The organism is Ruegeria sp. BHSB056 (assembly GCF_059613305.1).
Window position 1 is genome coordinate 26,715 of sequence record NZ_JBXWSG010000009.1, and the last position, 24,204, is coordinate 50,918.

The window sequence follows — 24,204 nt, forward strand, 5'->3', positions numbered from 1 at the left end:
AGGCACCCCAAACCTGTGCAAGTTGCACCTGGAACGCCGGGGCTGCAAGGACCTGAGTCATGATGATCGCTGATCTGGGCGACGTGAAACTGAATTATCGTGTCGATGGTGCGGCGGATGGCGCGCCACTGGTTTTTGCAAACTCATTAGGAACAAACCTGCACCTTTGGGACGCCGTGTTACCGCACTTGCCCAAGGGGTTGCGCATCATCCGGTATGACAAACGCGGGCATGGGCAATCCTCGGTTCCACCGGCGCCTTATTCTATGGGCGCCCTGATCCGCGATGCCGAGGCGCTGCTGGATCACCTGAAGGTTCGCGACTGCGTTTTTGTCGGCCTGTCCATTGGCGGCATGATTGCACAGGGGCTGGCCGTCAAACGAATGGATCAGATACGTGCGCTGGTTCTGTCGAACACCGCTGCCAAAATCGCCACACCCGCAGTCTGGCAGGATCGGATCGACGCCGTACGTCGCGGTGGGATTGAAGCGGTAGCAGACGCCACGATGGAACGCTGGTTTTCCCGTGATTTCCGCGCGGCGCAAGACCACCTGTCATGGCGCGACATGATGATCAGCCAACCGGTTGACGGGTATCTGGGCTGTTGCGCTGCCATCGCCGGGACCGACTTCTATACACCCACAAGCGGCCTGCGCCTGCCTACACTTGGCATCGCCGGAAGCGCGGACGGCTCGACCCCGCCCGATCTGGTGCGCGAAACTGTTGACCTGATTCCCGGATCGCGGTTCGAAATGATCCGCAGGGCCGGCCATTTGCCCTGTGTCGAGAAACCCGCAGAATACGCAGCAATCCTAACCCGGTTTCTGACCGATACCGGGCATATCTGAAGGAGAACAGCGATGGCGTCTTTCCTGTTGGTCCACGGCTCCTGCCACGGTGCCTGGTGCTGGCGCGATCTGATCCCCGCGCTGGAGGCTTTGGGACACTCTGCCCGGGCCATCGACATGCCCAGTCATGGTGCGGATCCAACGCCGGTGTCCGAGGTTACACTGGACACTTGCCGCGATGCCGTTCTGAACGCCTGCACGCCCGATACGATTGTCGTGGGTCACTCGTGGGGCGGCTATCCGATCAGCGCCGCCGCCGAGGCTCGACCGGACGCTATGCGCGCCCTGATCTTTCTGTGCGCCTACGTGCCTCACGATGGGCTTTCGCTGGCAGATATGCGTAGGCGCGGGCCACGGCAAACCATAGCACACGCGGTGGAAAAATCTGCAGACGGTCTGTCTTACACCGTGTCGGTAGACGCCATCCCCAAGCTGTTCTATCACGATTGTCCGGACGATATTCTGCCCTTTGCCTATGCACGCTTGTGCCCACAGGCCATTCGCCCCCAGGAAACACCACTGCCGGTCAGCACCAATTTCAACGAAGTACCCAAGGCCTATATCCGCACCACGGATGACCGAACGATCCCCACGGAATATCAGGCGGACATGTGCGCGTTCATCCCCGAGGAGCTGCGACGAACCATCGACAGTTCGCATTCTCCGTTTTTCTCGCATCCACAGGAACTGGCTGGACTGCTTACCGAATTGGCAAACAAATTCGGGTGATACCGCAGATTGTACGTAAAACTCTGTCTTTCCACATTCGGTGACTGTGCCTAGGGTGCCACGAACAGATCACCTGCCCGAGTCCCATGCGCCTGCCATCACTCTTCATCCTCAGCATCGTCATGATCGACGCAATGGGCATTGGTCTGGTGATGCCAATCATGCCGCAACTGATTGTTGATGTGCAGGGCAGCTCGCTTGCCAATGCGGCAATCTGGGGCGGAGTGCTGAGTACCGCTTTTGCGGCGATGCAATTCATCTTTGGTCCAATCCTTGGAAACCTGTCCGACGCCTATGGCCGCAGAACCGTGCTGCTGGTGTCGCTGTTCGTCATGGCGCTTGATTATATGGTCATGGCCGTGGCGGGCAGTATATGGCTGTTGCTGGCCGGTCGCATTGTCGGCGGTATTACCGCAGCCACGCATTCCACCGCTGCCGCGTTCATGGCGGATATTTCCGATCCCAAGGACAAGGCCGCGAACTTTGGTCTGTTGGGGGCTGCCTTTGGCGTGGGTTTTGTCCTCGGCCCGGTGATCGGCGGATTGCTCAGCGAATATGGAACCCGTGCCCCGTTTTGGGTGGCGGCAGGGCTGGTGGCACTGATCTTTGTCATCGGCTGTTTCGTAATGCCAGAAACCGTGACCGACAAGACCCGGCGCGCCTTCAACCTGCGCGGCGCCAACCCGGTGAATTCGCTGCGCGCGATTGCTGCATTGCCCGGTATCCGACCTATGCTGTGGGTCTACTTTCTGTATTCGGTCTCAATCTACGTCTACCCCGCCATCTGGTCCTTTTTCACCACCGAACGGTTCGGCTGGTCCCCTCAGATGATCGGCCTGTCACTGGGCGTCTATGGGATCGGCATGGCCGTTGTGCAGGGCGGTCTGATCCGTCCCGCAATCCGATTATGCGGAGAACGGGGCGCCATCATCTACGGGATGGGTTTTGAGATTCTTAGTTTCGCAATTTTGGCCTTTCTGACCAACGGGTTCATTGCGCTTTTGTTCATCCCAATCACCGCAATCGGCGCAATCACGACACCAGCACTTCAGGCAATGATGTCCAAAGTGACACCGGATTCGCAGCAAGGAGAGTTGCAAGGCGTGTTGGCCGCGCTCCACGCGCTTTCGATGGTAATCTCGCCTCTGGTCATGACCAGCGTATTTGCGCAATTCATTCGCCCCGACACACCGCTGTACCTGCCGGGTGCTCCGTTCCTGCTGGCACTGGCGCTGATGCTGGCCGGGTTTGTGTTGTTTCGCCGGTCCCCGCCTGTCGTGGCTTAACAACGACACACACATGACGGTTTCTACCTTGCGATCAACGCTTTCCCACGCCACCGTGGGGCCAACGGGAATGAGGGAAATCATGCAAACAATCAAAGCCGCAGTCTGCCGGGCATTCGGCGAACCCCTGGTTATCGAAGAGGTTCAGCTGGCACCCCCCGGCACGGGCGAAGTCGAAGTGACGCTGGATGCAGTGGCCATCTGCCATTCAGACATATCCTATGCCGAAGGTGCCTGGGGCGGGTTCCTGCCCGCCGTTTACGGCCACGAAGCCGCAGGTGTGATCTCGGCAGTTGGAGAGGCCGCCGGGGATTTCAGGATTGGCGAACCTGTGGTTGTGACCTTGATCCGCGCGTGCGGGTCCTGCCCCACCTGTGCCGGAGGGCATCCGACAAATTGCGAAACACCGTACGACACTGTCAAAGGCCCGCTGAAAACGGCTGAGGGCGAACCGTTGGAGCAGGCCATGGCCTGCGGTGCTTTTGCCGAAAAGGTCGTGGTGAGCCATCGGCAGATCGTCAGGATACCCGAAAGCCTGCCCAAAGACCTGGCCAGCCTACTGTCCTGCGGGGTGATCACCGGGGTCGGTGCTGCGGTTAACGCCGCCAATTTGCGTCCGGGTCAGGATGTCGTTGTCATCGGCGCGGGTGGTGTTGGCCTCAACGCCATTCAGGGCGCACGGATCGCGGGTGCACGGCGAATCGTGGCCGTGGACATGACAGAAGAAAAACTGGAAATCGCAAAGGAATTCGGCGCGACCCATGGCGTATTGGCCAGCCTGAAAGAGCCCTGGAAAGCAGCGTTCAAAGCCCTTGGCGGGCGCGGGGCCGATGCGGTTCTGATTACGGTCGGCGCAATCGCCGCCTATGATCAGGCCCCTCGCTATCTTGGCCGCGGCGGTAAGGCCATCATGATCGGAATGCCGCATTCGGGTGGCATGGCCAGCTATGAACCGGTTGTTCTGGCAGCCCTGGGGCAGGGTGTTGTCGGCTCGAAAATGGGTGATGTGGTTATTCAGCGGGACATCCCCTGGATGATTGACCTTTATGAACAGGGTCGGTTGAAGCTGGACGAGTTGATCTCGGGCCGCTGGTCGCTGGACCAGATCAACGAGGCCATTGCCGATACCAAAACCGGATCTGCCAAGCGCAACGTGATCCTGTTCGACAGAACCTGATCCCCCGGCTCGGAGGAACTGAGATGAAACTGCAGGATCTCGACATCATCGTCACTGCCCCACCCGCTCCGGGTTGGGGGGGGCGATACTGGATATTGGTCAAACTGACGACAGATACCGGCATCACCGGTTGGGGCGAATGCTATGCCTCGTCCGTTGGACCCGAGGCGATGCGCCACGTCATCCGGGATGTGTTCGAACGGCACATGCTGGGCGAGAACCCCGAAAACATCGAGCTCATGTTCCGTCGCGTCTATTCCAGCGGTTTCACGCAGCGCCCCGACCTGACGGTAATGGGCGCATTCTCAGGGTTGGAGATCGCCTGTTGGGATATTCTTGGCAAGGATCGCGACCGTCCGGTTTATGCGCTGTTGGGCGGCAAGGTGAACGAACGAATTCGCTCCTATACTTACCTCTACCCTTTGCCGCATCACAATCTGACCGACTTCTGGACCTCTCCCGAACAAGCGGGTGAAACAGCTGCCGAAATGGTGCGGCGCGGCTATACCGCGGTGAAATTCGACCCGGCAGGCCCCTATACGATCCGTGGCGGCCACATGCCGGCGATGAGTGACATTTCCATGTCCGTCGCCTTTTGTAAGGCAATTCGCGATGCGGTGGGGGACAAGGCCGACCTACTGTTTGGCACACACGGTCAGTTCAACACGGCTGGAGCCATCCGGCTGGGGCAGGCGCTGGAACCGTACCAGCCCCTATGGTTCGAAGAACCCACACCACCCGATATGATCGAAGACATGGCCCGTGTCGCCCGCAACGTCCGTATCCCCATCGCCACCGGAGAACGCATGACAACCAAGGCTGAGTTTGGAGCCGTTCTGCGCGCCGGGGCTGCGGAAATCCTGCAACCGGCGCTGGGGCGAGCCGGCGGAATCTGGGAGATGAAGAAAGTCGCCGCCATAGCTGAGATATTTAATGCTCAGATGGCGCCACATCTTTATGCAGGACCGGTCGAATGGGCCGCCAATGCCCACCTGGCCGCGTCGATCCCGAACCTGCTGTTGCTGGAAACCATCGAAACACCGTTCCATAATCAGCTTATCAAAGGCTCCATTCAGGTAGAGAATGGCTTCGTGATCGCTCCGACCGGTCCGGGCCTTGGGATCGACATCGACGAAGATCTGGCGCGCGCGCATCCGTATGAAGGTCGGGGCTTGCATCTGCAAATGCAGGAAGAGCCCTGCGATTATGTGAACGGCAACGCTTTTCAGGGCGGTGCCCCTGCAACCGAGGGGTGACAATGCAGACGTGTTTGAGGCATATTAACCCAAGATTAACGGAACAACGGTCAAAACGTGACACTCCTAGAAACCGAACCTCAGGCACACACCTCGGACACACCATCGGAAATGAAAGAAAATGCAGCCCGCGCGGCGGCATTTCTCAAGACGCTGGCGCATGAAGGGCGCCTGATGATCCTGTGCCACCTTGGGAATGGTGAGAAATCCGTAGGCCAGCTTGAAGATTTGCTGCAATTGCGGCAAGCCGCCGTCAGCCAGATGTTGGCCCGCTTGCGGGAAGAAGGGTTTGTCACCACCCGAAGGGATGGCAAAACGATCTATTATTCGCTGCGCGATGGGAATGCAGCGCAGATGATCGGTCTGCTGTACGAACTGTTTTGCGAGCCTGCCAGCTGATCACGCCTAGTTGGACACGTAACCGGCGATCACCTGCATCAGTTTGAACGCGGTTGCCGCATCGTTTTCCACAACGGCCAGGAACTCTTCCTCACCGATCCGAAGGCAGGACAGTTCCGTTTCGGCCACCATACTCAGCGCGCGTGGTTCTTTGCGGATCAGACCAAGTTCACCCACCAATGCGCCCGGCCCCACGGTGGTGATCAATTGATCGGGGCCATCTTCCTGTGGCAGGTAAAGGCCTGCCTCTCCCTCCAGCACCACATAAGCGCCATCGGTCGGCTGATCATCTTTCAGGAAAACCACCTGACCGGGCTTGGCATCGAACCATTGTGCGCCAAAAGCCAGAAGGCGCAATTGCCGCCGGTCCAGCCCCGAAAACAAGGGGGTCTGCTCCAGCGCGCGAAGTTTCCGCGCCAGGTCTGCTGAAGATGCGCTGTCCTTTCCCACGTCTACCGGTCCTCCGTCCGAGACGACACGACCTTGCCGGATTTCCACGAACATGTCGAATACGTCCGGGTTTTCGAACTGGTCATTGAGGTAGAACACCGTGGCATCCGGCAACAACTCGCGCAGCTTCTTGTAGACCGACACCTGCGTTTTCATGTCGTAACTGGCCAATGCCTGCTCCAGGATCAGGATATCTGGCTTCTTGATTGTCGCGCGGGTAAACGCCAGCGGTTCGGCAAAGACCGCCGGAAGGCCCTGCCCCCCCAAGGCAACCGGAATGTCATAAATCAGCTCGACCACCAAGGGGCGCGCACCGTTCTCCTCCAACACGTCGACAATGACTTTGCGGGCCTCGTCCGATCGCGCGCCACCTATCTGGCTGACCTTGCCGAACAGCGCGTTTTCCATGACCGTCAATCCGGGTGCGAACTCTTCCGGGTCCAGCGGAACAAAAGCGTCCTTGAGGCTTTCCAACAGCTTGTCCGAATGACTCTGCCTCAGTTCCAGAATGCGGTCCTTGAGCTCATCCGTGAAAGCCGGTCCAATCTGTTCAGCCGAGACGACGAAAGGCACAGCCAACATACTGGCCAGCTGTTCGTCATCCAGCCCTGACGTTCCCTCTTTGCGGGTTTGTTCAACCAGTTCCACGGCTGCCTCATAGGTCTTTGCATCAAGACCCAGCTTGCGGAACAGCGGATGGTCGGTTCCGTCGAACCCGAAGATCTGGCGCAGCATCTCGATCACGTCACGGGTCAGGGCAATCAGTGTCTCATCCAGCCCCAGCTCTCGCAACTGCATGAGGAACACCTTCTGCCGGGCAAGCAAGGCCTGTGTCACCGGCACGCGGGGCGTCGCAAAAAGCAGGTTCTCGGCAACAGGCAGCGCCGGGTTGTAAAAATTCCGGTCGAAGATGAGCGCTTGCTGTTCAAGACCCGCGTCCTGGACCGCCTTCCGCACAAGCGGGCGAAGCTCGACCAGTTTCCTTGCCAGTTCGCAGTGCTCCGTCGCAACAAAGCTTTGTTCAGCACCACGCCGGAACAGGGCAGCCCCAGACCCCATTCCATCAATCAGTTGCAACCACCAGTCACGCAGCGCCACCGCGTCGTGAAGCCCGGCAAGCGACGGGTCAAGCCATTCCGCCCTGAACGGATCCGTGCTGTTTCCAGCCCGCAAGGTCTCGGCAAAATCTGGGTCATCTGTGGATTCAGCCAAAGGTTTGAACCGCATCGGCATCATCACGTTGTCACCCAACGTTCCCTGAAACATCACCGGGCGGGATGTGGCATACCCGATACGTGCAGCCACAACGCCCTGATGCAGGTCTGCTAGATTCAAATCCCCCACCTGAACCGTGCCGGCAGCGGGCAAAATCTCGCGAGTCAGTAACTCCCCCATGGCGCGACGGTCCTCTTCGCTTGGTGCGGCGATACCAATTGTTTTGCCGCCGGGGAAAGTCAGATTCAGATCATCCAGCACCTGATTGCCGTCCATGTCGCGAACCGAGACGTGCTTTAGCGCTATATCGCCGCTGAGGTGGGGGCGCTCTGCTGGTTCGCCCTCGAACAGCGCTTCGTCCTTCAATCCGGCCGGATCGAAACGGTCAACGACGATATCCCAGCGCAACGACATGTCCTGAGTTTGGTTGTAATAGGTCAGCAGCTCTTTCCAGGGTGAGCTCAGATCCTTGTACGCCGCCAGCGCCGCAACCAACGCCCCCAAAGAAACCGAGCCCTGCAACACCAGAAGGCCACCGATTAGGTAGAACATGAATGGTGTCAGCTGCGAGATGAAGTTGTTTATGAATTTCATAAAGAACTTCTTCTGGTAAATATCAAAGCGGATCGCAAAAAGCCGCCCCAACTGATCAGAGATCATAGCCCGGCGATAACGCCAGCCGCCATTGCTGCGAAGGGTGGACGCCCCTGCCGCGTTTTCGCCGATCTGGGCAGCCAACGCCCGCACCTCCTGAATACGTTTCTTGTTCAACAGGTTGATCTGACGTTGCAATTTTGGGATTAACCAGGCCTGCACCGGGATCAGGGCGACTGCGGCCAGTCCGAACCAAAAGCTTTGCAAGAACAGGAAAGAAAGGATGGTGATCATCTGACCGGCTTGCAGAACCGGCTGACTGATCGCATCGCCCATCAGACCACCCATCGGTTCGCTCTCGGCTGTGATCATCGAAACCATTTCGCCCTGGCTGACCCGCTCGAAATAGGGTTGCGGAAAAAGGAGCGCGCGGCTGACCAGCTGATATCGGAACCGCCGCAGCATGCGTTCGCTCAGCACACCCTTCATGGTGTTGATGCGCATTTTCATCAGCCCGTGCGCCAACACGGCAGCAAGGAAAGCAAAACACAAAATAATCAGGAAATTCGTCTGTGAAAGCGTATAGCCCCAGACATCCACTTCGGCCGTTGTCGAACCGATTGCGTCGTTGATGATACGCTTGGGCAACTCCAGCGTAAGATAGAGCAACGGAAACAACGTCGCCGTCACAGCCAGCAGGATCAGCTGATCGCGTTTGGAGTATTTCCAGATAAAGCGGAAAATCGTGCGTTCTATGGAACCTGCCCCTACTGCTGGCTAACAACGCGGCCCGGATGCCACGCACCCGGATTCAACGGTTTGAATTTACTGCCATACTGACACGATATGCAATTTTTTTCCCACCTGAGAATTTTCTTGATCTTATGTGAACTAGTTCATTTACGCATGGCAGGGTTATTGCCTACAGTTGGTACAGAGCGATATCGGGAGGGTTCTTTTGACTGCCAGTATTGGCGCGGTGTTACTTATGCTTTGCCTTTTTCAGGTCAAGCATATGTTCGCTGACTACTACCTCCAGACACCGAAAATGCTCTCTGGCAGAGGTGAGTATTTTCACTTGGGACGCGCGCAGCACGCAGCAGTACATGTTGCGGGCTCTGTCATCGTGTTTGCCGTGTTTGGCGCTCCGGTATTGTTCATCCTGATTGTCGGACTTCTTGAATGGGTGATTCATTTCAATATCGATTTCTTGAAAGCAAGCTATTCAGACAAGAAACAGCTGGAGCCGACACAGGCCGCGTTCTGGCGTGCGGCTGGGTTAGACCAGTGCCTGCACAATCTGACTTATGTGGCGATGGTCTGGGCTTGGGTGACTTTCGGGGCAGCGTAGCCCGCCAGAATATACCACCCGTTGCACCGATAAGATCGACCAGATCACACCCAGAACTTCTGAACAGCAGACAACCGACAGCGACGCGCCCGGATGTCATGCGCCGAACATCGTGTCGGTCATAGCGCGAGGCAAGCTGTTAACCTGCCCCGCTCGACTTTGATCGATACAAAAACCCGATTAGCCCAGAACCGAAAAACTGCTTTCCTCATTGATCGGGCGCTTTCGTGAGTAAAAGCCCACGTCGATGGTGCGTTTGATATAAGGCAGTTCGAATTGCAGCGGTTCCGCGTCGTGATCCGCTCCGCCTTCGCAATACGCGATCAGTGCCGCCATCATCTTCCCCGCAATCGGCGCATTCTTGTACTGGTTCCCGCTGGACCCACAGGCCATGTAAAACCCCGGCAGGCTGGATTTGTCATAGATCGGAATCCAGTCGGTTGAGGCATCGTAAAGGTCAACCACGCCTCGCGTTTTCGATGGGATGCCAAGGCTGGGTACACGCTGCGCATATCGCATAGCCTGTGTGGTCCATTGATCCGTGAACTCGCGGTTGTAGTTGACGTCATCCTCGCACCATTGATGCGGATCGCATTCCGGGTCCTCAGATCCCACAAGGATGTGATTGCCGTGTTCCGGGCGGCAATAGCAGGCGATGTCACTGTCCGAAACTATGGTTCCGTCGTGTTCAAAATCGAACCCTTCCGGGGCGGGGACATGCACAACCTCTTGCCGCAGGGGGCGGGTCTTGATGGTCATGTCATCCAGAACTCCGGCCATCTTGTTGATGATAGCCGAGCCCGGCCCGGCCACGTTCACGACAACCCTTGCGCGGATTTCTTCGCCTGAGGCAAGTTTTACACCGGAAACACGTCCATCCTCGGTCAGGATCTCGGTTACTTCGGAACTGGTGCGAACCTCGGCTCCGTGCTGTTTGGCAGCATCCATCAGGTTTTGCGCCGACAAGGCCGGGTCGGTGACATATCCTGCCTGAGGCCAGTACACTCCACCCGACATCTTTCGCCCGTTAGGCTGGCCGAATTCCGGGTCATCCATTCGGCGCGCCGGGGCAAAGCTGTCCAGCGAATAAACCGGCAGGCGTTCAACCACTTTGTCCCCCGACCATTCTTCGAACGGGCAATCCAGTTCTGATGAATTGCGCATGTGCTTTTCCAGCATCCCGTTCGCCTCGGTCTTCATAACCAGGCAGCCGGTTTCCCTGAACTGAGCCAGATTGGCCCCCTCCGACAGTCCAAGATAGTCAGCCCAGTCGCGCCAGTAATGATAGCCTTCCCAGGCAAACGCCGTTCCATCGAAGGTGGAATAATGCATCCGGATGATCGCGCAGGACCCGGCGGTTGAACCGTGTCCAACCTGTGCGTTGCGATCCAGAGACAGGGTTTTCCAACCCGCCTTGGACATTTCGAACGCGATGGCCGCGCCGATCACGCCGGTACCGATGATGATTGCGTCTGGTTGACTCATGTCGGGTCTCCTTTCCAATAGCGCCGGGAATATGCGCTGAATTCTTCAACTTCTTCGGGTTTCGGTTCGACGCCCGTGAAGGCGTATAGGTAATGCGGCACCATCGAGATCCGCGTCTCGAAGGGTTCGTTCAATTGTGCCAGATCATATCCGATCTGCATGTAATACAGCACGCGCGCACGCGTTTCGGACTCGATCTCGGAATAGCCGTATCTGGCGAACATCGCGTGCAAAGCCTCAAGCCGCCGTGTGTCTGATTGGTCCAGCGCACGGCGAACTTTGCCCGATTTACGCGCCCAGTCGCGCACGGCAAAGTCCAACGCGGTGTCAAACAAATCCGTATTGACCACACAACGATGCACGTTGCAGACCGCGCCCGTTATCGTGTCGGCTGGTGCTTCGGCCTGTTTTACAAGCGCAACCGTATTGGTCGCCTGCCACCGCGCCAGCAGTGCATCTAAAAGTTCCTGTCTGGACTTGAAGTACCAGTAGAAGGATGAACGTGACACGGCCATCCGCTCGGCCAGGTTAAGAACCTTGATCTGGTCCACCCCGTCCGAAATCAGCACGTCCATCGCCACGTTCAGCCAGTCGTCGCGGGTGACCTTGATATTGCCGATCAGGGGCTCGGCCTCGGGATCATCGCGGTGAAGAATAGGTTTGTTGTTCATTCAACTCTCCGGTGGCGCCCCACCCTCTGCGGTGCGGCGTGCGATAAAGTCCTGCAAGGCACCAAAACGATCATTGTCTATGGCGGGGGCCTTGAAATCGTTCAGGATACCCTGCCAAACCCCCGTTGCACGGTGGTTGGCATCCGTCGATCCACGCTCGGTCCATGTGCCGAAATTGGCGTAGTCATGGACATGCGGTTGATAGAACTCGGTGGTGTAGCGCTCCATCGTCTGCGGGCAGGCAAAGAAATGACCGCCGGGCGCGACCTCGCTTAAAGCGGTGTCAAAGCCGATCTCAGCGGACCCCGCCTGCGCGCCTGCGCAAAGCTCGGCCACCATGTTCAGCACCTCGGCATCACAGACCAGCTTTTCGAAGGATACGGTCAATCCCCCTTCCAGCCAGCCCGCTGAATGAATGATCACAGTCGCGCCGGCCATCAGGCAACCCCAGAGGCCAAACTGGTTTTCATTCGCCGCCTGTACGTCGTTGCTGTTTGACGCCGACCCTGCCGCTGACCGCCAGGGCAAGCCCAGGTGACGCGCCAGTTGGCCTGCGGCAAGTGACGCCTGAAAATGCGAGGGCGTCCCGAATGCAGGCGCGCCGGATTTCATGTCCACGTTGCTGGTGAACGTGCCATAACAGACCGGAGCGCCCGGTCTGGTCAGCTGCGTCAAGGTCAGCGCGGCAAGCGCCTCGGCATGGGACAGGGTGATTGCCCCGGCCACGGTGATCGGCGCCATCGCCCCCATCAGAGTGAACGGTGTGATGATCGACATCTGACCGTGGCGCGCAAAGTCGATCAGCCCTTGCGCCATGGGAATATCCAACGTGCGCGGGCTGTTTGTGTTGATGATCGTGTAACAATGCGCATTGCCCCGGAACTCATCATCCGACAGACCGCGCGCCGTGGACAGCATCTCAAAGCAATCCATGACCTGCGGCGTGCCGCGCGAGAAGAGGAACGGGAACTTGTCGGTCAGTTCCATCTGCGCTTGTGTCGTGAAGTAGTGGCGCAAATGCGTCGGTATATCCTGAGGTTCAACCTGAGGCGAGATCATCTGGAACACATCGAAATGATGGGTGAGCTTTAGAAACTCCAGATAATCCTGACCTGTCGCCGGGCGACGGCCACGCTCAAGATCGGTTGCGTTCGGCGCGCCTGCCCCCGGTTGAAAAACCAGCGAACCCAGTTCCAGAGTGAAATCCCGATGCCGCGAACCGGCGCGACAAGCGATAGATTTGAGGGCCGAGGCAACGGCAGCCTCAACCATCTCGCGCCCGATAAAGACCATCTCACTGTCTTCATCCACGCGCGCGCCACCCTGCTTGAACAGCTTGCGCGCCTCGGGAAGCAGGGTCTTTACACCCAACTCCTCGAGCGTACGCAACGCTGTCTCGTGCATGTCCGCGATCCGGTCAGCCGGGAACACCTCCATCAATGGGAAAGGGTTCCTAAGCTGGCGATAGTTCACGTCGCGGCTGGGCTGCGGGGCAGCCTCGCCCCCTCGCCTTCGGCGTCGTCGGTCCGGAGCGGCCATGATCAGCCCCGCATCGCTTTGCCCTGAGGGTCGTAAGGCGACGGTGCAATTACCCGCGCCGGACATTCCACACCCACCACATGGACAGACAGTTCCGTACCCGGGTCCACCTTGTCACGGTCAATCAAGGCCATCGCCAAGGACTTGCCGATGTGGTGCCCATAACAGCCTGAAGTCACAAAACCCACGCGTTCGCCATTGGCCCAGACCGGCTCATACCCGCTGGCATCGGCGTCCAACGTATCGATTTCCAGTGTTACCTGTACCTGCGCCGGGCCATTGCCATCCCGTTCGGCCAAAGCGGCCTTCTTGCCGATGAATTCCTTGTCCCAGTCGATCCAGCGATCCATGCCGGTCATGCCGGGTGTGTAAGCCTGCGTAAACTCCGCCGACCAGATGCCAAAGCTTTTCTCAAGCCGGGTTGATAGCATCGCATTGAAACCGCACTCGCGGATACCCTCTTCTGCACCAGCTTCCAGCAAAATGCGGCGCAGTTTGATGTGATCGCCATAGCGGCAGTTGATTTCATACCCTTTTTCGCCGGTCACCGACATACGAGCCACGCGGGCACGGACGAGGCCGATATCGAAATCACCGCAGCCCATGAATTTCAGGCCCGAGATATCCTGTTCGGCCAGTTTCTCGACCACCGCCTGCGATTTTGGTCCGACCACGGCGAACCCGCAATACTCCTCTCCCAAGTCACGGACGGTGACCCCTTCCATCATATGATCGTTGAACCATCGCATATGCCACGCGCGCAGGTAATAGCTGCCCATGATCCACCATGTCCCGTCGCCCCAGTTCAACACGGTCAGATCACCTTTGAGCCGCCCGTCCTCGCCCAGCATCGGTGCCAGCTTGGCACGACCCGGGGCGGGTAGTTTCGACGCCATAACGTTATCCAGCCATGCTTCAGCATTTGGGCCGGAAACCTCAAAGCGGGAAAAGCCCGTGATATCCATCAGGCCCACGCCCTCGCGGATGGTTCTGCATTCAGCGGCCACAATGTCGTGCGCGTTCGAACGTTTGAGCGTTGGCGTTTCCTCAAACCCTTTGGGTGCGAAATACAGCGGCACCTCCAGATCCCAGCTGACACCCCATTTGCAACCGGCCTCGGTCATCGCGTCATGCGCCGGGGCCATCTTCAGCGGGCGACCCGCAGGCAGTTGCTCGTTCGGATAGGTCATCACAAAGCGGCGCGAATAGAACTGGCCAGTGGTTTCACGGATATACCGCTTGTTCTGTGCGAAATCACCATAGCGCGCCACATCCATCGGCCAGGCATCAGCTTCGGGCTCACCATGGATCATCCATTCGGCCAGCGTTTTGCCAACACCGCCACCTTGCAGGAAGCCCGCCATCACAGCACAGGCCGTCCAATATCCCCGTTTGCCCGGAACCGGACCAACCAGCGGGTTACCATCCGGTGAGAACGTAAACGCACCATTGACCCATGTCTTGATGCCCACATTCTGGATTGACGGATACCGCTCAAAGCCCAGCGTCAGTTCGTTCTCGATCCGGTCAAGCTGTTCCTGAAACAGTTCCTCGCCATAGTTCCACGGCGCTCCGTCCATCGCCCAGTGTTCATGATCGACCTCGTAGATCCCCACCAGAACACCCTTCTGGTCCTGCCGCATATAAGTGAATCCTTCGAGGTCGACAGTCATCGGCATCTCGAAATCCGCCTGCGCCACTTCGGGCACCGTGTCCGTGATCAGATAGTGATGCTTCAACGGCGAGACTGGCAGCTCCACCCCGGCCATGCGCCCAACCTGCTTGGCCCAGAGTCCGGCCGCGTTGACCACATGTTCACAGGTGATCGTGCCCTTATCGGTCACCACTTGCCAGCCATCTGCCGTCTGGATCAGCTCTTCGACCTTGGTTTCCTCGTAATACTCGGCACCACGTTTCTTGGCCGCCGTCGCATAAGCCTGAACAGTACCTGTTGTATCGATATACCCTTCGCGATCCGCCCACATCGCGCCCAAAACACCATCGGTTGACATGATCGGGCAGCGTCTCTGTGCCTCTTGCGGGGTCAGCAGCTCGCAATCATCAATGCCGATTGACTGGAAGATGCGGTAATTGGCCTGCAACCATTCCCAGCGTTCAGGCGTACCGGCCAAAGTCAGGCCACCGGTCATATGCAGCCCGATATTCTGGCCCGATTCCTTTTCGATCTCACTCAGCAGGTCGATTGTGTAGGCCTGCAACGAGGCCATGTTCGGATCCGCGTTCAGGGCATGGATGCCGCCCGCTGCGTGCCATGACGATCCCGATGCCAGCCGCCGCCTCTCCAGCATGACCACATCGGACCAGCCGAATTTGGCCAGATGATACAGAACCGAGGCACCAACGACGCCCCCTCCAATGACCACTACGCGATATTGGGATTTCATCCCGACCTCCCTGAACAGAATCTGGGAAGACGCTAGTGGCACTGTTCAGTTCTGTCTAGACAATTCTGTACAGTTCGGAATGCGAGAACTCTGCCGAATGCTTTGCAAACCTAAAGCTGGGCGCTTGGGCGGGCTTTCACGCTTTCAAACCAAACCTGCGTGTTCGTATTGCCGTCCGGTATCCGCATCTTAATGACGCGCGCGAAATCGACAAAAACAAAAGTGGATATATCCGCCAGAGTGAATACATCGCCCGCAACATACGCGCTTTGCATCAACCGCGTCTCCAGCAGTTCAAAAAATGACGCAACCCGCTCGCGCCCACGCTGCGCCAGTTCGGGGATCTGCGCATGATTAACCGTGCCGGGAATAGCACGGTCTTTGAACGCCGGATGGCTGTTGCGTAAAGCTTCAGCGATGGGCGCACCGCCCTGCTGCTCGGCAATTGCGTTCCACATCAGGACCAACCCTTTTTCATCAGCGGTCCGGCCCATCAAGGGCGGCTCGGGGAAACGCGCTTCAAGATACGCGGCGATGCCAAGATTTTCGGTCAGGACTGCGCCGTCATCCGTTACCAGAACCGGGATTGTGGCCCGGGGGTTCACTGCACGAAACTCAGTGCTCAACTGCGCGCCCTCAGCAATCGAGATTTCGTGCGTTTCGATGTTCAACCCTTTTTCCGCGATGAACATGCGGGCACGGCGCGGGTTTGGGGCCGTAGAGCAATCGTAGAATATCATGCGGGCCCCTTCTCTCTGGTCAGCGCCGATAGATGAAACAGCGCCCTTCGACGGCACCCTCGGGCAACGGCATTTCCTCCAGCGCCTCGAAATACATCCGGTCACTTGATACCATTAATCCACCCGATGCCAGCAAGGGCTCGATCAACGGGGAAACAAGCCGCGCAAAGATGTCGTTCTTTTCGCGATTATGCCCCCCAAGGTCTGCATGGATCAGACTTGCTGTCGGTCCAAACCTGTCGACCGCCGCTGGCAGCGTCTCGCGCACATCTCCCAAGATCACCCGATCTTCGGGCGGGGTTGAATCGGGGTGCGAAGCCACCGCGCGTTCGAACACAAAGACAGGGCGTCCATCGATATGCTGCACAAGATGATGATAGGTGCGCCCATTGCCCAGGCCCAGTTCAAACACCGGGCCAGCCATGCCTGCCGTTTGCGCAATCGCGTGATCCAGGCAGGCGCGCTGTGACACCATACGATCGATAAACAAGTCCAGACGGCTTTGATTCTTGGACACCGGCAAATATCTCCTTGATACCAATCGAAAGCATAGATGCCCCCGACGCCGCCTTAGATGACAAATTCTCAAGACTTTGTGTAGCGACGAAGCCCAAAGTTTCACATTTTCGCGACATTTCAGCCCAAGAACGGGTTTGACTAGACATGCGGAACCGCGCGACACTGACGAAAAAATCACGGGGAGTTGAAACGACCGATGTCACCAAGCGGCCAAACGGTTGGAAAGCCTGCATGAGCGCGTTGTTGTGCGTCAGAGACCTTAGCATCGGCTTTGGTGCGGGCAGTTCCGTGGTCACGGATGTGAATTTCGATGTCAAACCAGGGGAAACCTTGGCGCTGGTCGGTGAATCGGGATCGGGTAAAACCATCACGTGCCGGGCCGTCTTGCGGATTCTGCCGCGAACGGCCCAGATACGCAGCGGCACGATAACTTTGAATGATTCCAAGGGCACATGTAACCTGACAGCGGTCACCGAGCGGGAAATGCGCGGCATTCGTGGCAATCGCGTTTCGATGATCTTTCAGGAGCCTATGCGATCACTGTCACCTCTGCACAAGATTGGGAATCAGGTCAGTGAAGTCCTGTGGCTGCATCGCGGGCTATCTGAGTCTGAGGCGCGCAAAAAGGTCCTGACGCAGTTCGAGCGCGTGGGCTTTCCAGATCCACAGCGTGCCTATGACTCCTACCCATTCGAACTGTCGGGCGGAATGCGCCAACGCGCCATGATTGCGATGGCCATGGTATCCAAACCCGAACTGCTGATCGCGGACGAGCCCACCACCGCGCTGGATGTGACCACGCAAGCGCAGGTTTTGGGGCTGATCAAGGAATTGCAGCGCGAGACCGGCATGTCGCTTATTCTGGTGACCCATGATCTGGGCGTGGTTGCCAACATGGCAGAACAGGTTGTGGTCATGCACAAGGGCCGCATCATGGAGGCTGGCCCGGCCGCACCAATCCTGACCTCCCCCGCGCATCCATATACCAAACAACTGTTTGATGCGGCACCGGAAATTCCGGATCAGGATGCTGTGGGCATACCGATGCCAGACGACGATCTGATCCTCCAGATGAAGGGCGTCTCAAAGACCTACACGATGCGGTCCAGCAAAGGGTGGCAAGCCGACAAGGAAATCTATGCTTGCAAAGGGGTCGATCTGAATTTGGCACGCGGCAAGACGCTGGCCATAGTCGGTGAAAGCGGATCAGGTAAAACAACAGCCGCGCGGATTGCATTGGGTGCAGAACTGCCCGATCCCGGCGGAGAAGTCCTGTTTCGCACCGCGCCGAATACCGATCCCATCACAGTGCACAACATGACCCGCGCCCAGCGCACCGCGTTTCAGCGCAATGCCCAGATGGTGTTTCAGGATCCCTACAGCTCGCTCAGCCCGCGGATGCGCATTCAGGACGCGATGACCGAGCCGTTGGAAATTCACCGTATCGGAACTACGGCCGAGCAGCGCGACAAAGCCGCCGAGATGTTGCAGCGCGTCGGCCTGACAGCCGACATGCTGAAACGCTATCCACACGCCTTTTCAGGGGGTCAGCGGCAACGACTGTCGGTGGCCCGCGCCATGATGCTCGACCCGCAACTCATCGTGTGTGACGAACCCACCTCGGCGCTGGACGTATCGGTGCAAGAGCAGATTCTGACGCTGTTGGAAAAATTGCAGGAAAGCCTGAACCTGTCCTATCTGTTCATCTCGCACGATCTGGCTGTCGTCGCGCGGATCGCCGACGAAGTTGCCGTGATGCGTCGAGGCCTGATCGTCGAGCAGGCACCACCCGAGACTCTTTTCTACAATCCGCGCCACCCCTACACCAAAGCGCTGATTGCCGCTCAACCCGAACCCGACATCAATCGTCCGATCGACCTGAAAGTGGTTTCCTTGGGCGCCGGCGCGCCGGACAGTTGGGATGAAGCCTTTCGTTTCTCGGACACCGTGATACCCTCATTGGTGGAATTGGAACCGGGCCATAAGGTACGTTGCCATGTTTAAGACCACTCGCCCCCTGATCCTGGCCGCTTCGCTGACGCTCATCGGGATGCTGCCCGCCACGGCAGAGACGATCCCCACACCTCAGGAAAGCGCGTTCTGGAACTCGGAAGTAGAAGCGGGCAATCTGCCGCCCGTTCAAGAGCGCCTACCCAAGGACCCGCTGGTAGTCGATCTGGAAGCAAAGGGCCGCGAGTTCGGCAAACAGGGCGGCACCCTGCGCACCATGATCACGCGGTCCAAAGATATCCGCCAGATGGTTGTCTATGGTTATGCCCGGCTGGTCGGTTTCGACCAGAACTACGAGATTATCCCCGATTTGCTGGCGTCGTTTGAAAACGAAGACGGCCGCAAGTTCACCCTGATACTGCGCGAAGGGCACAAATGGTCCGACGGTTCTCCGTTTACGTCGGAAGATTTCCGCTATTGGTGGGAAGACGTTGCCAACAACAAATTGCTCAGCCCGTCAGGCCCGCCGGATTTTCTGATTGTCGAAGGCAAACCACCAACAGTTACCTTCCCGGATGAAACCACGGTGATTTTCGAATGGGAGGACCCTAACCCGGGTTTTCTACAATCGCTGGCTCAGGCACGACCGCCCTTTATCTATCGCCCAGCAGCTTTCCTGAAACGATATCACGAGAAATATGCCGACCCCGAGGAACTTGCCTTTCTGGTCGACGATGCCCGAGTCAAAAGCTGGGCCGCGCTGCACAACAAGCTCGACAACCTGTACAAGTTCGACAATCACGAATTGCCCACGTTGCAACCCTGGCTGAATGCAAGTTCCGGCAAGAAAATCCGCCACAATTTCGTACGTAACCCCTATTACCACCGCATCGACAGCAAAGGGGTTCAACTTCCCTATATCGATGTGGTCGAGATGGAGATCGTTGCCCCCGGTCTGGTCGCTGCCAAAACCAATGCAGGGGAAAGCGACCTGCAAGGCCGGGGTCTGGATTTCCGCGACGCTTCGATCCTGAAAAAAGGCGAGGCGCAAGGCGGCTACAAGACATTGCTATGGAAAACCGGCGTTGCGTCGCAAATCGCGATTTATCCGAACCTCAATTTCGAGGATGACGTCTGGCGCGACGTGTTGCGTGACGTCCGAGTGCGGCGCGCCCTGTCCCTTGCCATTGACCGCGAGACAATCAACCAGGCTTTGTATTTCAAGCTTGCGCATCCCGGCGCAATGTCGGTTCTGCCTGCTTCGCCCTTCTACGATGAAAAGAATGCCACCGCCTGGGCTCAGTACGATGTCGGCCAGGCCAATGCGTTGTTGGATGAAGTCGGCCTGACCCAACGCGACAAGAACGGTATCCGCCTGCTACCGGACGGGCGCCCAATGGAGCTGGTGATCGAAACCGCTGGCGAGCGGCAAGAGGTTGAAAACGCCCTTCAGATCGTTACTGACACCTGGCGCGAGATCGGGGTCAAGCTGGTCATGCGCCCGTTGGATCGCGATATCCTGCGCAACCGGGTGTTTGCCGGCAACTCAATGGCATCGGTCTGGTATGGATGGGATGACGGTATCCCGCAAGCGCACACGTCACCGGCGTATCTGGCACCAACCGATCAGGTCTTCCTGGCCTGGCCGAAATGGGGCCAGTTTTACCAGACAGGTGGCGAGGCCGGAGAAGCGCCCGACATGCCTGAGGCAAAGCGTCTGATGCAACTGGCTCATGACTGGGAGGTCGCCACAACGGATGACGAACGCAAGGAAGTCTGGACTGAAATGCTGAGAATCCACGCCGACCAGCTTTATGCCATCGGTATCCTGAACGGAGCACCCCAACCCATCGTCGTGTCGAACCGTCTGCGCAACGTGCCGGAACAGGCCATGTGGGCATGGGAGCCCGGTGCGCATTTCGGCGTTCACCGCCCGGACGAGTTCTTTTTCGCCGACTAAGCAGGAGCAGCTAAATGGTCATGCTGCGCTATGCGGTGTATCGCTTTTTTACGATGCTGCTGACATTGTTGGTGGTCTCGGTCCTGATTTTCATAATCATCAACCTGCCGCCCGGTGATTACCTGAGCAACCAGATTGCCGAGCTTCAGGCTTCGGGCCAGTCAGCGGGCGTCGCCAAGGCCGAGTTTCTGCGCGCCGAGTACGCTCTGGATCGCCCTATGTGGGAACAGTACCTGATCTGGATTGGCTTCTGGCCGGGACCGCACGGATTTTCAGGTCTGATCCAAGGCAATTACGGTTGGTCCTTTGAGTTCGACCGGCCTGTATCGGAGATCGTGGGCGACACGCTTTGGTTGACGGTCGTCGTCAACCTGGCCGCGATCCTGTTTGTATATGCCGTCGCTCTTCCCTTAGGTGTTATTGCTGCGGCGCGATCACGGACATGGATTGATTATACCTCGGCCTTTGTGGGTTATCTGGGGCTGGCGACCCCCAACTTTTTGCTGGCCCTGATCCTGTTCTACTACGGGCATCGGTATTTCAACCTGCCTATCGGCGGCCTGATGGACCCGCAATTCGAAGGTCAGCCGCTGAGTTGGGACAAGATAAAATCCATTCTCATCCACCTGATCGTGCCGACTTTTGTTATCGGAACCTCGGGCGCATCGGCGATGATGCAGCGCCTGCGGGCAAATATGCTCGATGAACTGGGGAAGCCCTATGTCGAAACGGCCATTGCCAAGGGCATGGCGCCGTCGCGGATGCTGACTAAATATCCGTTGCGCGTGGCATTCAACCCGTTCGTTGCGGATATCGGTAACCTTCTGCCATCAATGGTGTCTGGATCGGTTCTGGTTTCAGTTGTTCTGGGCTTGCAAACCATCGGGCCGACTTTGCTGACAGCACTGAAAACGCAGGACCAATTCCTGTCCGCGTTTATCCTGATGTTTGTCGCGCTATTGACGCTTATCGGCACGATGATCTCGGATATTCTGCTGGTCATGCTGGATCCCCGCATACGGTATGAGGGGCGCGAAGCATGACCAATACTCCTGACAACCGCTACGTCGATGACGCGCCCTTTGATCCGCAGGCGTCGATACAGCAACTGGAACGCGCCGATCTGGATGCCCCCAACTGGGTGTTGGTCTGGCGCAAGTTCCGCACGCATAAGCTGGGCCTGATCTCAGGCATTTTCCTGCTTATGTGCTACCTGATGCTGCCCTTTGCAGGTTTCATCGCGCCTTATGGCCCGAATGACCGGAACGGAGAGCATCTGTATGCGCCACCGCAATCGGTGAACTGGTTTTACGACGGCGCTTTTATCGGCCCCCATGTTTTTCCAATCGTCGCCGAGGCGGATCTCGAAACCTTCCAATGGAAGTTCGTCCCAGACACTGACGACCCGCGCCCGATCCGGTTCTTTTGTGAAGGGTCCGAATATCGACTTGCAGGTCTTATCAAGACAGACAGGCATCTTTTCTGCGCGCCGGATGGTGCCACCTTGTTCCTTTGGGGGTCCGACAGGCTGGGTCGGGATATCTTCAGCCGCATCCTCTACGGGGCGCAGCTATCGCTGACCGTGGGCCTGATAGGTATCTCGGTATCGTTCTTTCTGGGTATCCTGTTCGGTTCGATGGCGGGTTATTTCGGGGGGCGCATCGATTGGGTCATCAACCGGGTCATCGAAATCCTGCGTTCACTGCCGGAACTGCCGCTGTGGCTGGCACTGTCTGCTGCCGTGCCATCGAACTGGAGCCCGGTTGCCGTATTCTTCATCATTTCGATCATCCTCGGCATCCTCGACTGGCCCGGGCTGGCGCGCTCGGTCCGTGCCAAGTTCCTGTCACTGCGCGAGGAAGAATATGTACGCGCCGCTGAAATGATGGGCGCAAGCTCGGGCCGGGTGATCCGTAAGCACTTGTTGCCGAATTTCATGTCTCATTTGATTGCATCAGCCACCCTGTCGATCCCGGCAATGATCCTTGGGGAAACCGCGCTGAGCTTTCTTGGCCTGGGCCTTCGTGCACCAGCGGTCAGTTGGGGTGTGATGCTGAATGACGCGCAAAACCTCGCATCGATCGAGATCTACCCCTGGACGGCAATCCCGATGCTGCCGATTATCGTGATCGTACTGGCTTTCAACTTTCTGGGTGACGGATTGCGCGACAGCTTGGACCCGTATCAGCAATGAGCCTTCTTGCCACCCTTCCCGCCGCCGACCGATATCGCAGGATCGGCACTGGCGCTCTGCCAAGTGCTTTTGCCGTTTCCGAACTGGCGACGGCCAGCTTTGCAGCCGTTGGGCAGGAAATGGCCCGGCTTTTGCAGGCGCTGAACCTGACCCAGAAAGCCCCCGAGATCGCCGTCGACCATCGGCTGGCATCGTTGTGGTTCGGCTATTCCTTCAAGCCCGACGGCTGGGAAATGCCAAACCTGTGGGATTCGGTCGCGGGGGATTACAGGGCGTCAGATGGCTGGATAAGGCTGCACACCAACCTGCCGCGCCATCGCGCGGCAGCGATGAAGGTTCTTGGCACCCCGCCAGAGCGTGAAGCTGTGACAAAAGCCGTCAGAACCCGGGCCATATCCGATTTGGAAACCGATATTGTGGCCGAAGGCGGTGTGGCCGCTGCCATGCGCAGCCGGACCGAGTGGCTTGAACATCCGCAGGGCCGCGCTGTATCGCGCGACCCGTTGATTGGCTGGCAAGGCCCCCGGTACGTCAAGCTGCGCGAGAGGCCGCAGGCAACCCCTGCAAGACCTCTTGCCGGGTTGCGGGTTCTTGACCTTACACGCGTTCTGGCAGGTCCGGTATCGACCCGCACATTGGCCGGTTTCGGGGCCGAGGTTCTGCGGATCGATCCGCCCGGTTGGGACGAACCCGGTGTGATCCCCGACATTTCACTTGGAAAACACTGCGCCTATCTCGATCTGAAACCGACCAATGGCATGGAACGGCTGCAAGAACTTCTGCCCCAAGCGGATGTGTTCGTACACGGGTACCGGCCCGGCGCTTTGGACGCGCTTGGCCTGACCCGCGCCAAGCGCGATGAACTGGCACCGAACAGGGTCGAGGTGACGCTGAATGCCTATGGCTGGCAAGGCCCCTGGTCGAACCGGCGCGGGTTTGACAGCCTTGTCCAGATGAGCGCGGGAATTGCGCATGCGGGCATGGAGTGGGCTGACGCCGACAAACCGACGCCATTGCCGGTTCAGGCTTTGGACCACGCAACCGGCTACCTGATGGCAGCCGCCGTTCTTTCTGCTCTGACCGAAGCCGCGTCGGGCAATTCCATCATGCATGCGCATCTGTCCCTTGCCCGCACCGCCGAGCTTTTGGCGGTTCTCGGCAAAGACGACGTCGAGGCAGAGACCATTACTCCGACGCCCACGGATTACTCCCCTGCGACAGAAGCTTCGGGCTGGGGACCAGGGCACCGCCTCAGATCAGCCCTCAGTCTCGGTGACACTGTGCTACAATGGGATTTACCAGCGTCGAAACTGGGCACATCCAAACCTGTCTGGCCCTTCACTTCCAACTGACCCAACCGCCGCGCGAAACGCGCGGTCGGACCTCACGCTGTCGGTGGCACCTCATCCGACGCGCAATTCAGAGCGGCGGAAGGC

At 58.1% G+C, this 24,204-nt stretch carries 19 protein-coding genes; 12 read left to right on the forward strand and 7 right to left on the reverse strand.

Annotated features, from left to right (window positions below; translation table 11 throughout):
* The first annotated feature begins 59 nt into the window (after positions 1–59).
* The 6 genes from pcaD (at position 60) to AC2FND_RS04040 (ending at position 5,695) form a co-directional block, all read left to right on the forward strand.
* The gene (gene pcaD, locus AC2FND_RS04015) at positions 60–848 is read left to right on the forward strand and encodes a 3-oxoadipate enol-lactonase (RefSeq protein ID WP_496768046.1); all 789 of its coding nucleotides are present in this window, start codon (positions 60–62) and stop codon (positions 846–848) included.
* A gap of 12 nt (positions 849–860) precedes the next feature.
* Complete coding sequence (locus AC2FND_RS04020; protein ID WP_496768048.1) at positions 861–1,577, forward strand: alpha/beta fold hydrolase; 717 nt, start codon at positions 861–863, stop codon at positions 1,575–1,577.
* An 86-nt stretch (positions 1,578–1,663) separates the two neighbouring features.
* Positions 1,664–2,863, forward strand: coding sequence for a TCR/Tet family MFS transporter (locus AC2FND_RS04025; protein ID WP_496768050.1), 1,200 nt, complete (start codon positions 1,664–1,666; stop codon positions 2,861–2,863).
* Positions 2,864–2,945: 82 nt separating this feature from the next.
* Complete coding sequence (locus tag AC2FND_RS04030; RefSeq protein WP_209505348.1) at positions 2,946–4,040, forward strand: Zn-dependent alcohol dehydrogenase; 1,095 nt, start codon at positions 2,946–2,948, stop codon at positions 4,038–4,040.
* A 23-nt stretch (positions 4,041–4,063) separates the two neighbouring features.
* A complete protein-coding gene (locus AC2FND_RS04035; protein ID WP_496768053.1) occupies positions 4,064–5,296 on the forward strand; it encodes a mandelate racemase/muconate lactonizing enzyme family protein in 1,233 nt (410 codons plus the stop codon).
* A gap of 111 nt (positions 5,297–5,407) precedes the next feature.
* Positions 5,408–5,695, forward strand: coding sequence for an ArsR/SmtB family transcription factor (locus AC2FND_RS04040; RefSeq protein ID WP_496768112.1), 288 nt, complete (start codon positions 5,408–5,410; stop codon positions 5,693–5,695).
* A gap of 6 nt (positions 5,696–5,701) precedes the next feature.
* Here AC2FND_RS04040 and AC2FND_RS04045 read toward each other — a convergent pair whose 3' ends face one another.
* Entirely contained in the window at positions 5,702–8,698 is a 2,997-nt protein-coding gene (locus tag AC2FND_RS04045) for a cyclic nucleotide-binding domain-containing protein (RefSeq protein WP_496768113.1), read from the reverse strand.
* A gap of 244 nt (positions 8,699–8,942) precedes the next feature.
* On the opposite strand from AC2FND_RS04045, the gene AC2FND_RS04050 reads away from it, so the two are divergent.
* Complete coding sequence (locus tag AC2FND_RS04050) at positions 8,943–9,305, forward strand: DUF3307 domain-containing protein (protein WP_480507104.1); 363 nt, start codon at positions 8,943–8,945, stop codon at positions 9,303–9,305.
* Positions 9,306–9,485: 180 nt separating this feature from the next.
* Here the strand turns inward: AC2FND_RS04050 and AC2FND_RS04055 are convergent, their stop codons facing one another.
* The 6 genes from AC2FND_RS04055 to AC2FND_RS04080 all read right to left on the reverse strand — a co-directional run bounded on the left by AC2FND_RS04055 (position 9,486) and on the right by AC2FND_RS04080 (position 16,662).
* The gene (locus AC2FND_RS04055) at positions 9,486–10,790 is read right to left on the reverse strand and encodes an NAD(P)/FAD-dependent oxidoreductase (RefSeq protein ID WP_496768055.1); all 1,305 of its coding nucleotides are present in this window, start codon (positions 10,788–10,790) and stop codon (positions 9,486–9,488) included.
* Entirely contained in the window at positions 10,787–11,461 is a 675-nt protein-coding gene (locus tag AC2FND_RS04060; protein ID WP_480484041.1) for a TetR/AcrR family transcriptional regulator, read from the reverse strand. The genes AC2FND_RS04055 and AC2FND_RS04060 overlap by 4 nt, the downstream gene beginning before the upstream one ends.
* Positions 11,462–13,000, reverse strand: coding sequence for a trimethylamine methyltransferase family protein (locus tag AC2FND_RS04065; RefSeq protein WP_496768057.1), 1,539 nt, complete (start codon positions 12,998–13,000; stop codon positions 11,462–11,464).
* 2 nt (positions 13,001–13,002) lie between these two features.
* Positions 13,003–15,405, reverse strand: a complete 2,403-nt coding sequence (locus AC2FND_RS04070) for a GcvT family protein (protein WP_496768058.1) — start codon at positions 15,403–15,405, stop codon at positions 13,003–13,005.
* 110 nt (positions 15,406–15,515) lie between these two features.
* A complete protein-coding gene (locus tag AC2FND_RS04075) occupies positions 15,516–16,145 on the reverse strand; it encodes a glutathione S-transferase family protein (RefSeq protein WP_496768060.1) in 630 nt (209 codons plus the stop codon).
* A gap of 19 nt (positions 16,146–16,164) precedes the next feature.
* Positions 16,165–16,662 carry a class I SAM-dependent methyltransferase gene (locus AC2FND_RS04080; protein WP_496768062.1) on the reverse strand — a complete coding sequence of 166 codons (498 nt, stop codon included), beginning with the start codon at positions 16,660–16,662 and terminating at the stop codon, positions 16,165–16,167.
* Between the two features lie 233 nt (positions 16,663–16,895).
* On the opposite strand from AC2FND_RS04080, the gene AC2FND_RS04085 reads away from it, so the two are divergent.
* From AC2FND_RS04085 to AC2FND_RS04105, 5 genes are read left to right on the forward strand one after another with little or no spacing between them, the layout of a single operon-like run.
* A complete protein-coding gene (locus AC2FND_RS04085; protein WP_496768064.1) occupies positions 16,896–18,668 on the forward strand; it encodes an ABC transporter ATP-binding protein in 1,773 nt (590 codons plus the stop codon).
* Positions 18,661–20,574, forward strand: a complete 1,914-nt coding sequence (locus AC2FND_RS04090; RefSeq protein WP_496768066.1) for an ABC transporter substrate-binding protein — start codon at positions 18,661–18,663, stop codon at positions 20,572–20,574. Before AC2FND_RS04085 ends, AC2FND_RS04090 begins: the two co-directional genes overlap by 8 nt.
* A gap of 14 nt (positions 20,575–20,588) precedes the next feature.
* The gene (locus AC2FND_RS04095) at positions 20,589–21,617 is read left to right on the forward strand and encodes an ABC transporter permease (RefSeq protein WP_209505333.1); all 1,029 of its coding nucleotides are present in this window, start codon (positions 20,589–20,591) and stop codon (positions 21,615–21,617) included.
* Positions 21,614–22,768 carry an ABC transporter permease gene (locus tag AC2FND_RS04100; RefSeq protein ID WP_496768068.1) on the forward strand — a complete coding sequence of 385 codons (1,155 nt, stop codon included), beginning with the start codon at positions 21,614–21,616 and terminating at the stop codon, positions 22,766–22,768. Before AC2FND_RS04095 ends, AC2FND_RS04100 begins: the two co-directional genes overlap by 4 nt.
* Positions 22,765–24,120, forward strand: a complete 1,356-nt coding sequence (locus AC2FND_RS04105) for a CoA transferase (protein WP_496768070.1) — start codon at positions 22,765–22,767, stop codon at positions 24,118–24,120. The genes AC2FND_RS04100 and AC2FND_RS04105 overlap by 4 nt, the downstream gene beginning before the upstream one ends.
* Positions 24,121–24,204: the final 84 nt, after the last annotated feature.

Excerpts from the sequence above, each read along its gene's own strand:
- pcaD (WP_496768046.1), top strand. The coding sequence starts at position 60 with ATGATGATCGCTGATCTGGGCGACGTGAAACTGAATTATCGTGTCGAT.
- AC2FND_RS04020 (WP_496768048.1), top strand. The coding sequence starts at position 861 with ATGGCGTCTTTCCTGTTGGTCCACGGCTCCTGCCACGGTGCCTGGTGC.
- AC2FND_RS04025 (WP_496768050.1), top strand. The coding sequence starts at position 1,664 with ATGCGCCTGCCATCACTCTTCATCCTCAGCATCGTCATGATCGACGCA.
- AC2FND_RS04030 (WP_209505348.1), top strand. The coding sequence starts at position 2,946 with ATGCAAACAATCAAAGCCGCAGTCTGCCGGGCATTCGGCGAACCCCTG.
- AC2FND_RS04035 (WP_496768053.1), top strand. The coding sequence starts at position 4,064 with ATGAAACTGCAGGATCTCGACATCATCGTCACTGCCCCACCCGCTCCG.
- AC2FND_RS04040 (WP_496768112.1), top strand. The coding sequence starts at position 5,408 with ATGAAAGAAAATGCAGCCCGCGCGGCGGCATTTCTCAAGACGCTGGCG.
- AC2FND_RS04050 (WP_480507104.1), top strand. The coding sequence starts at position 8,943 with ATGCTTTGCCTTTTTCAGGTCAAGCATATGTTCGCTGACTACTACCTC.
- AC2FND_RS04055 (WP_496768055.1), bottom strand. The coding sequence starts at position 10,790 with ATGAGTCAACCAGACGCAATCATCATCGGTACCGGCGTGATCGGCGCG.
- AC2FND_RS04060 (WP_480484041.1), bottom strand. The coding sequence starts at position 11,461 with ATGAACAACAAACCTATTCTTCACCGCGATGATCCCGAGGCCGAGCCC.
- AC2FND_RS04065 (WP_496768057.1), bottom strand. The coding sequence starts at position 13,000 with ATGGCCGCTCCGGACCGACGACGCCGAAGGCGAGGGGGCGAGGCTGCC.
- AC2FND_RS04070 (WP_496768058.1), bottom strand. The coding sequence starts at position 15,405 with ATGAAATCCCAATATCGCGTAGTGGTCATTGGAGGGGGCGTCGTTGGT.
- AC2FND_RS04075 (WP_496768060.1), bottom strand. The coding sequence starts at position 16,145 with ATGATATTCTACGATTGCTCTACGGCCCCAAACCCGCGCCGTGCCCGC.
- AC2FND_RS04085 (WP_496768064.1), top strand. The coding sequence starts at position 16,896 with ATGAGCGCGTTGTTGTGCGTCAGAGACCTTAGCATCGGCTTTGGTGCG.
- AC2FND_RS04090 (WP_496768066.1), top strand. The coding sequence starts at position 18,661 with ATGTTTAAGACCACTCGCCCCCTGATCCTGGCCGCTTCGCTGACGCTC.
- AC2FND_RS04095 (WP_209505333.1), top strand. The coding sequence starts at position 20,589 with ATGGTCATGCTGCGCTATGCGGTGTATCGCTTTTTTACGATGCTGCTG.
- AC2FND_RS04100 (WP_496768068.1), top strand. The coding sequence starts at position 21,614 with ATGACCAATACTCCTGACAACCGCTACGTCGATGACGCGCCCTTTGAT.
- AC2FND_RS04105 (WP_496768070.1), top strand. The coding sequence starts at position 22,765 with ATGAGCCTTCTTGCCACCCTTCCCGCCGCCGACCGATATCGCAGGATC.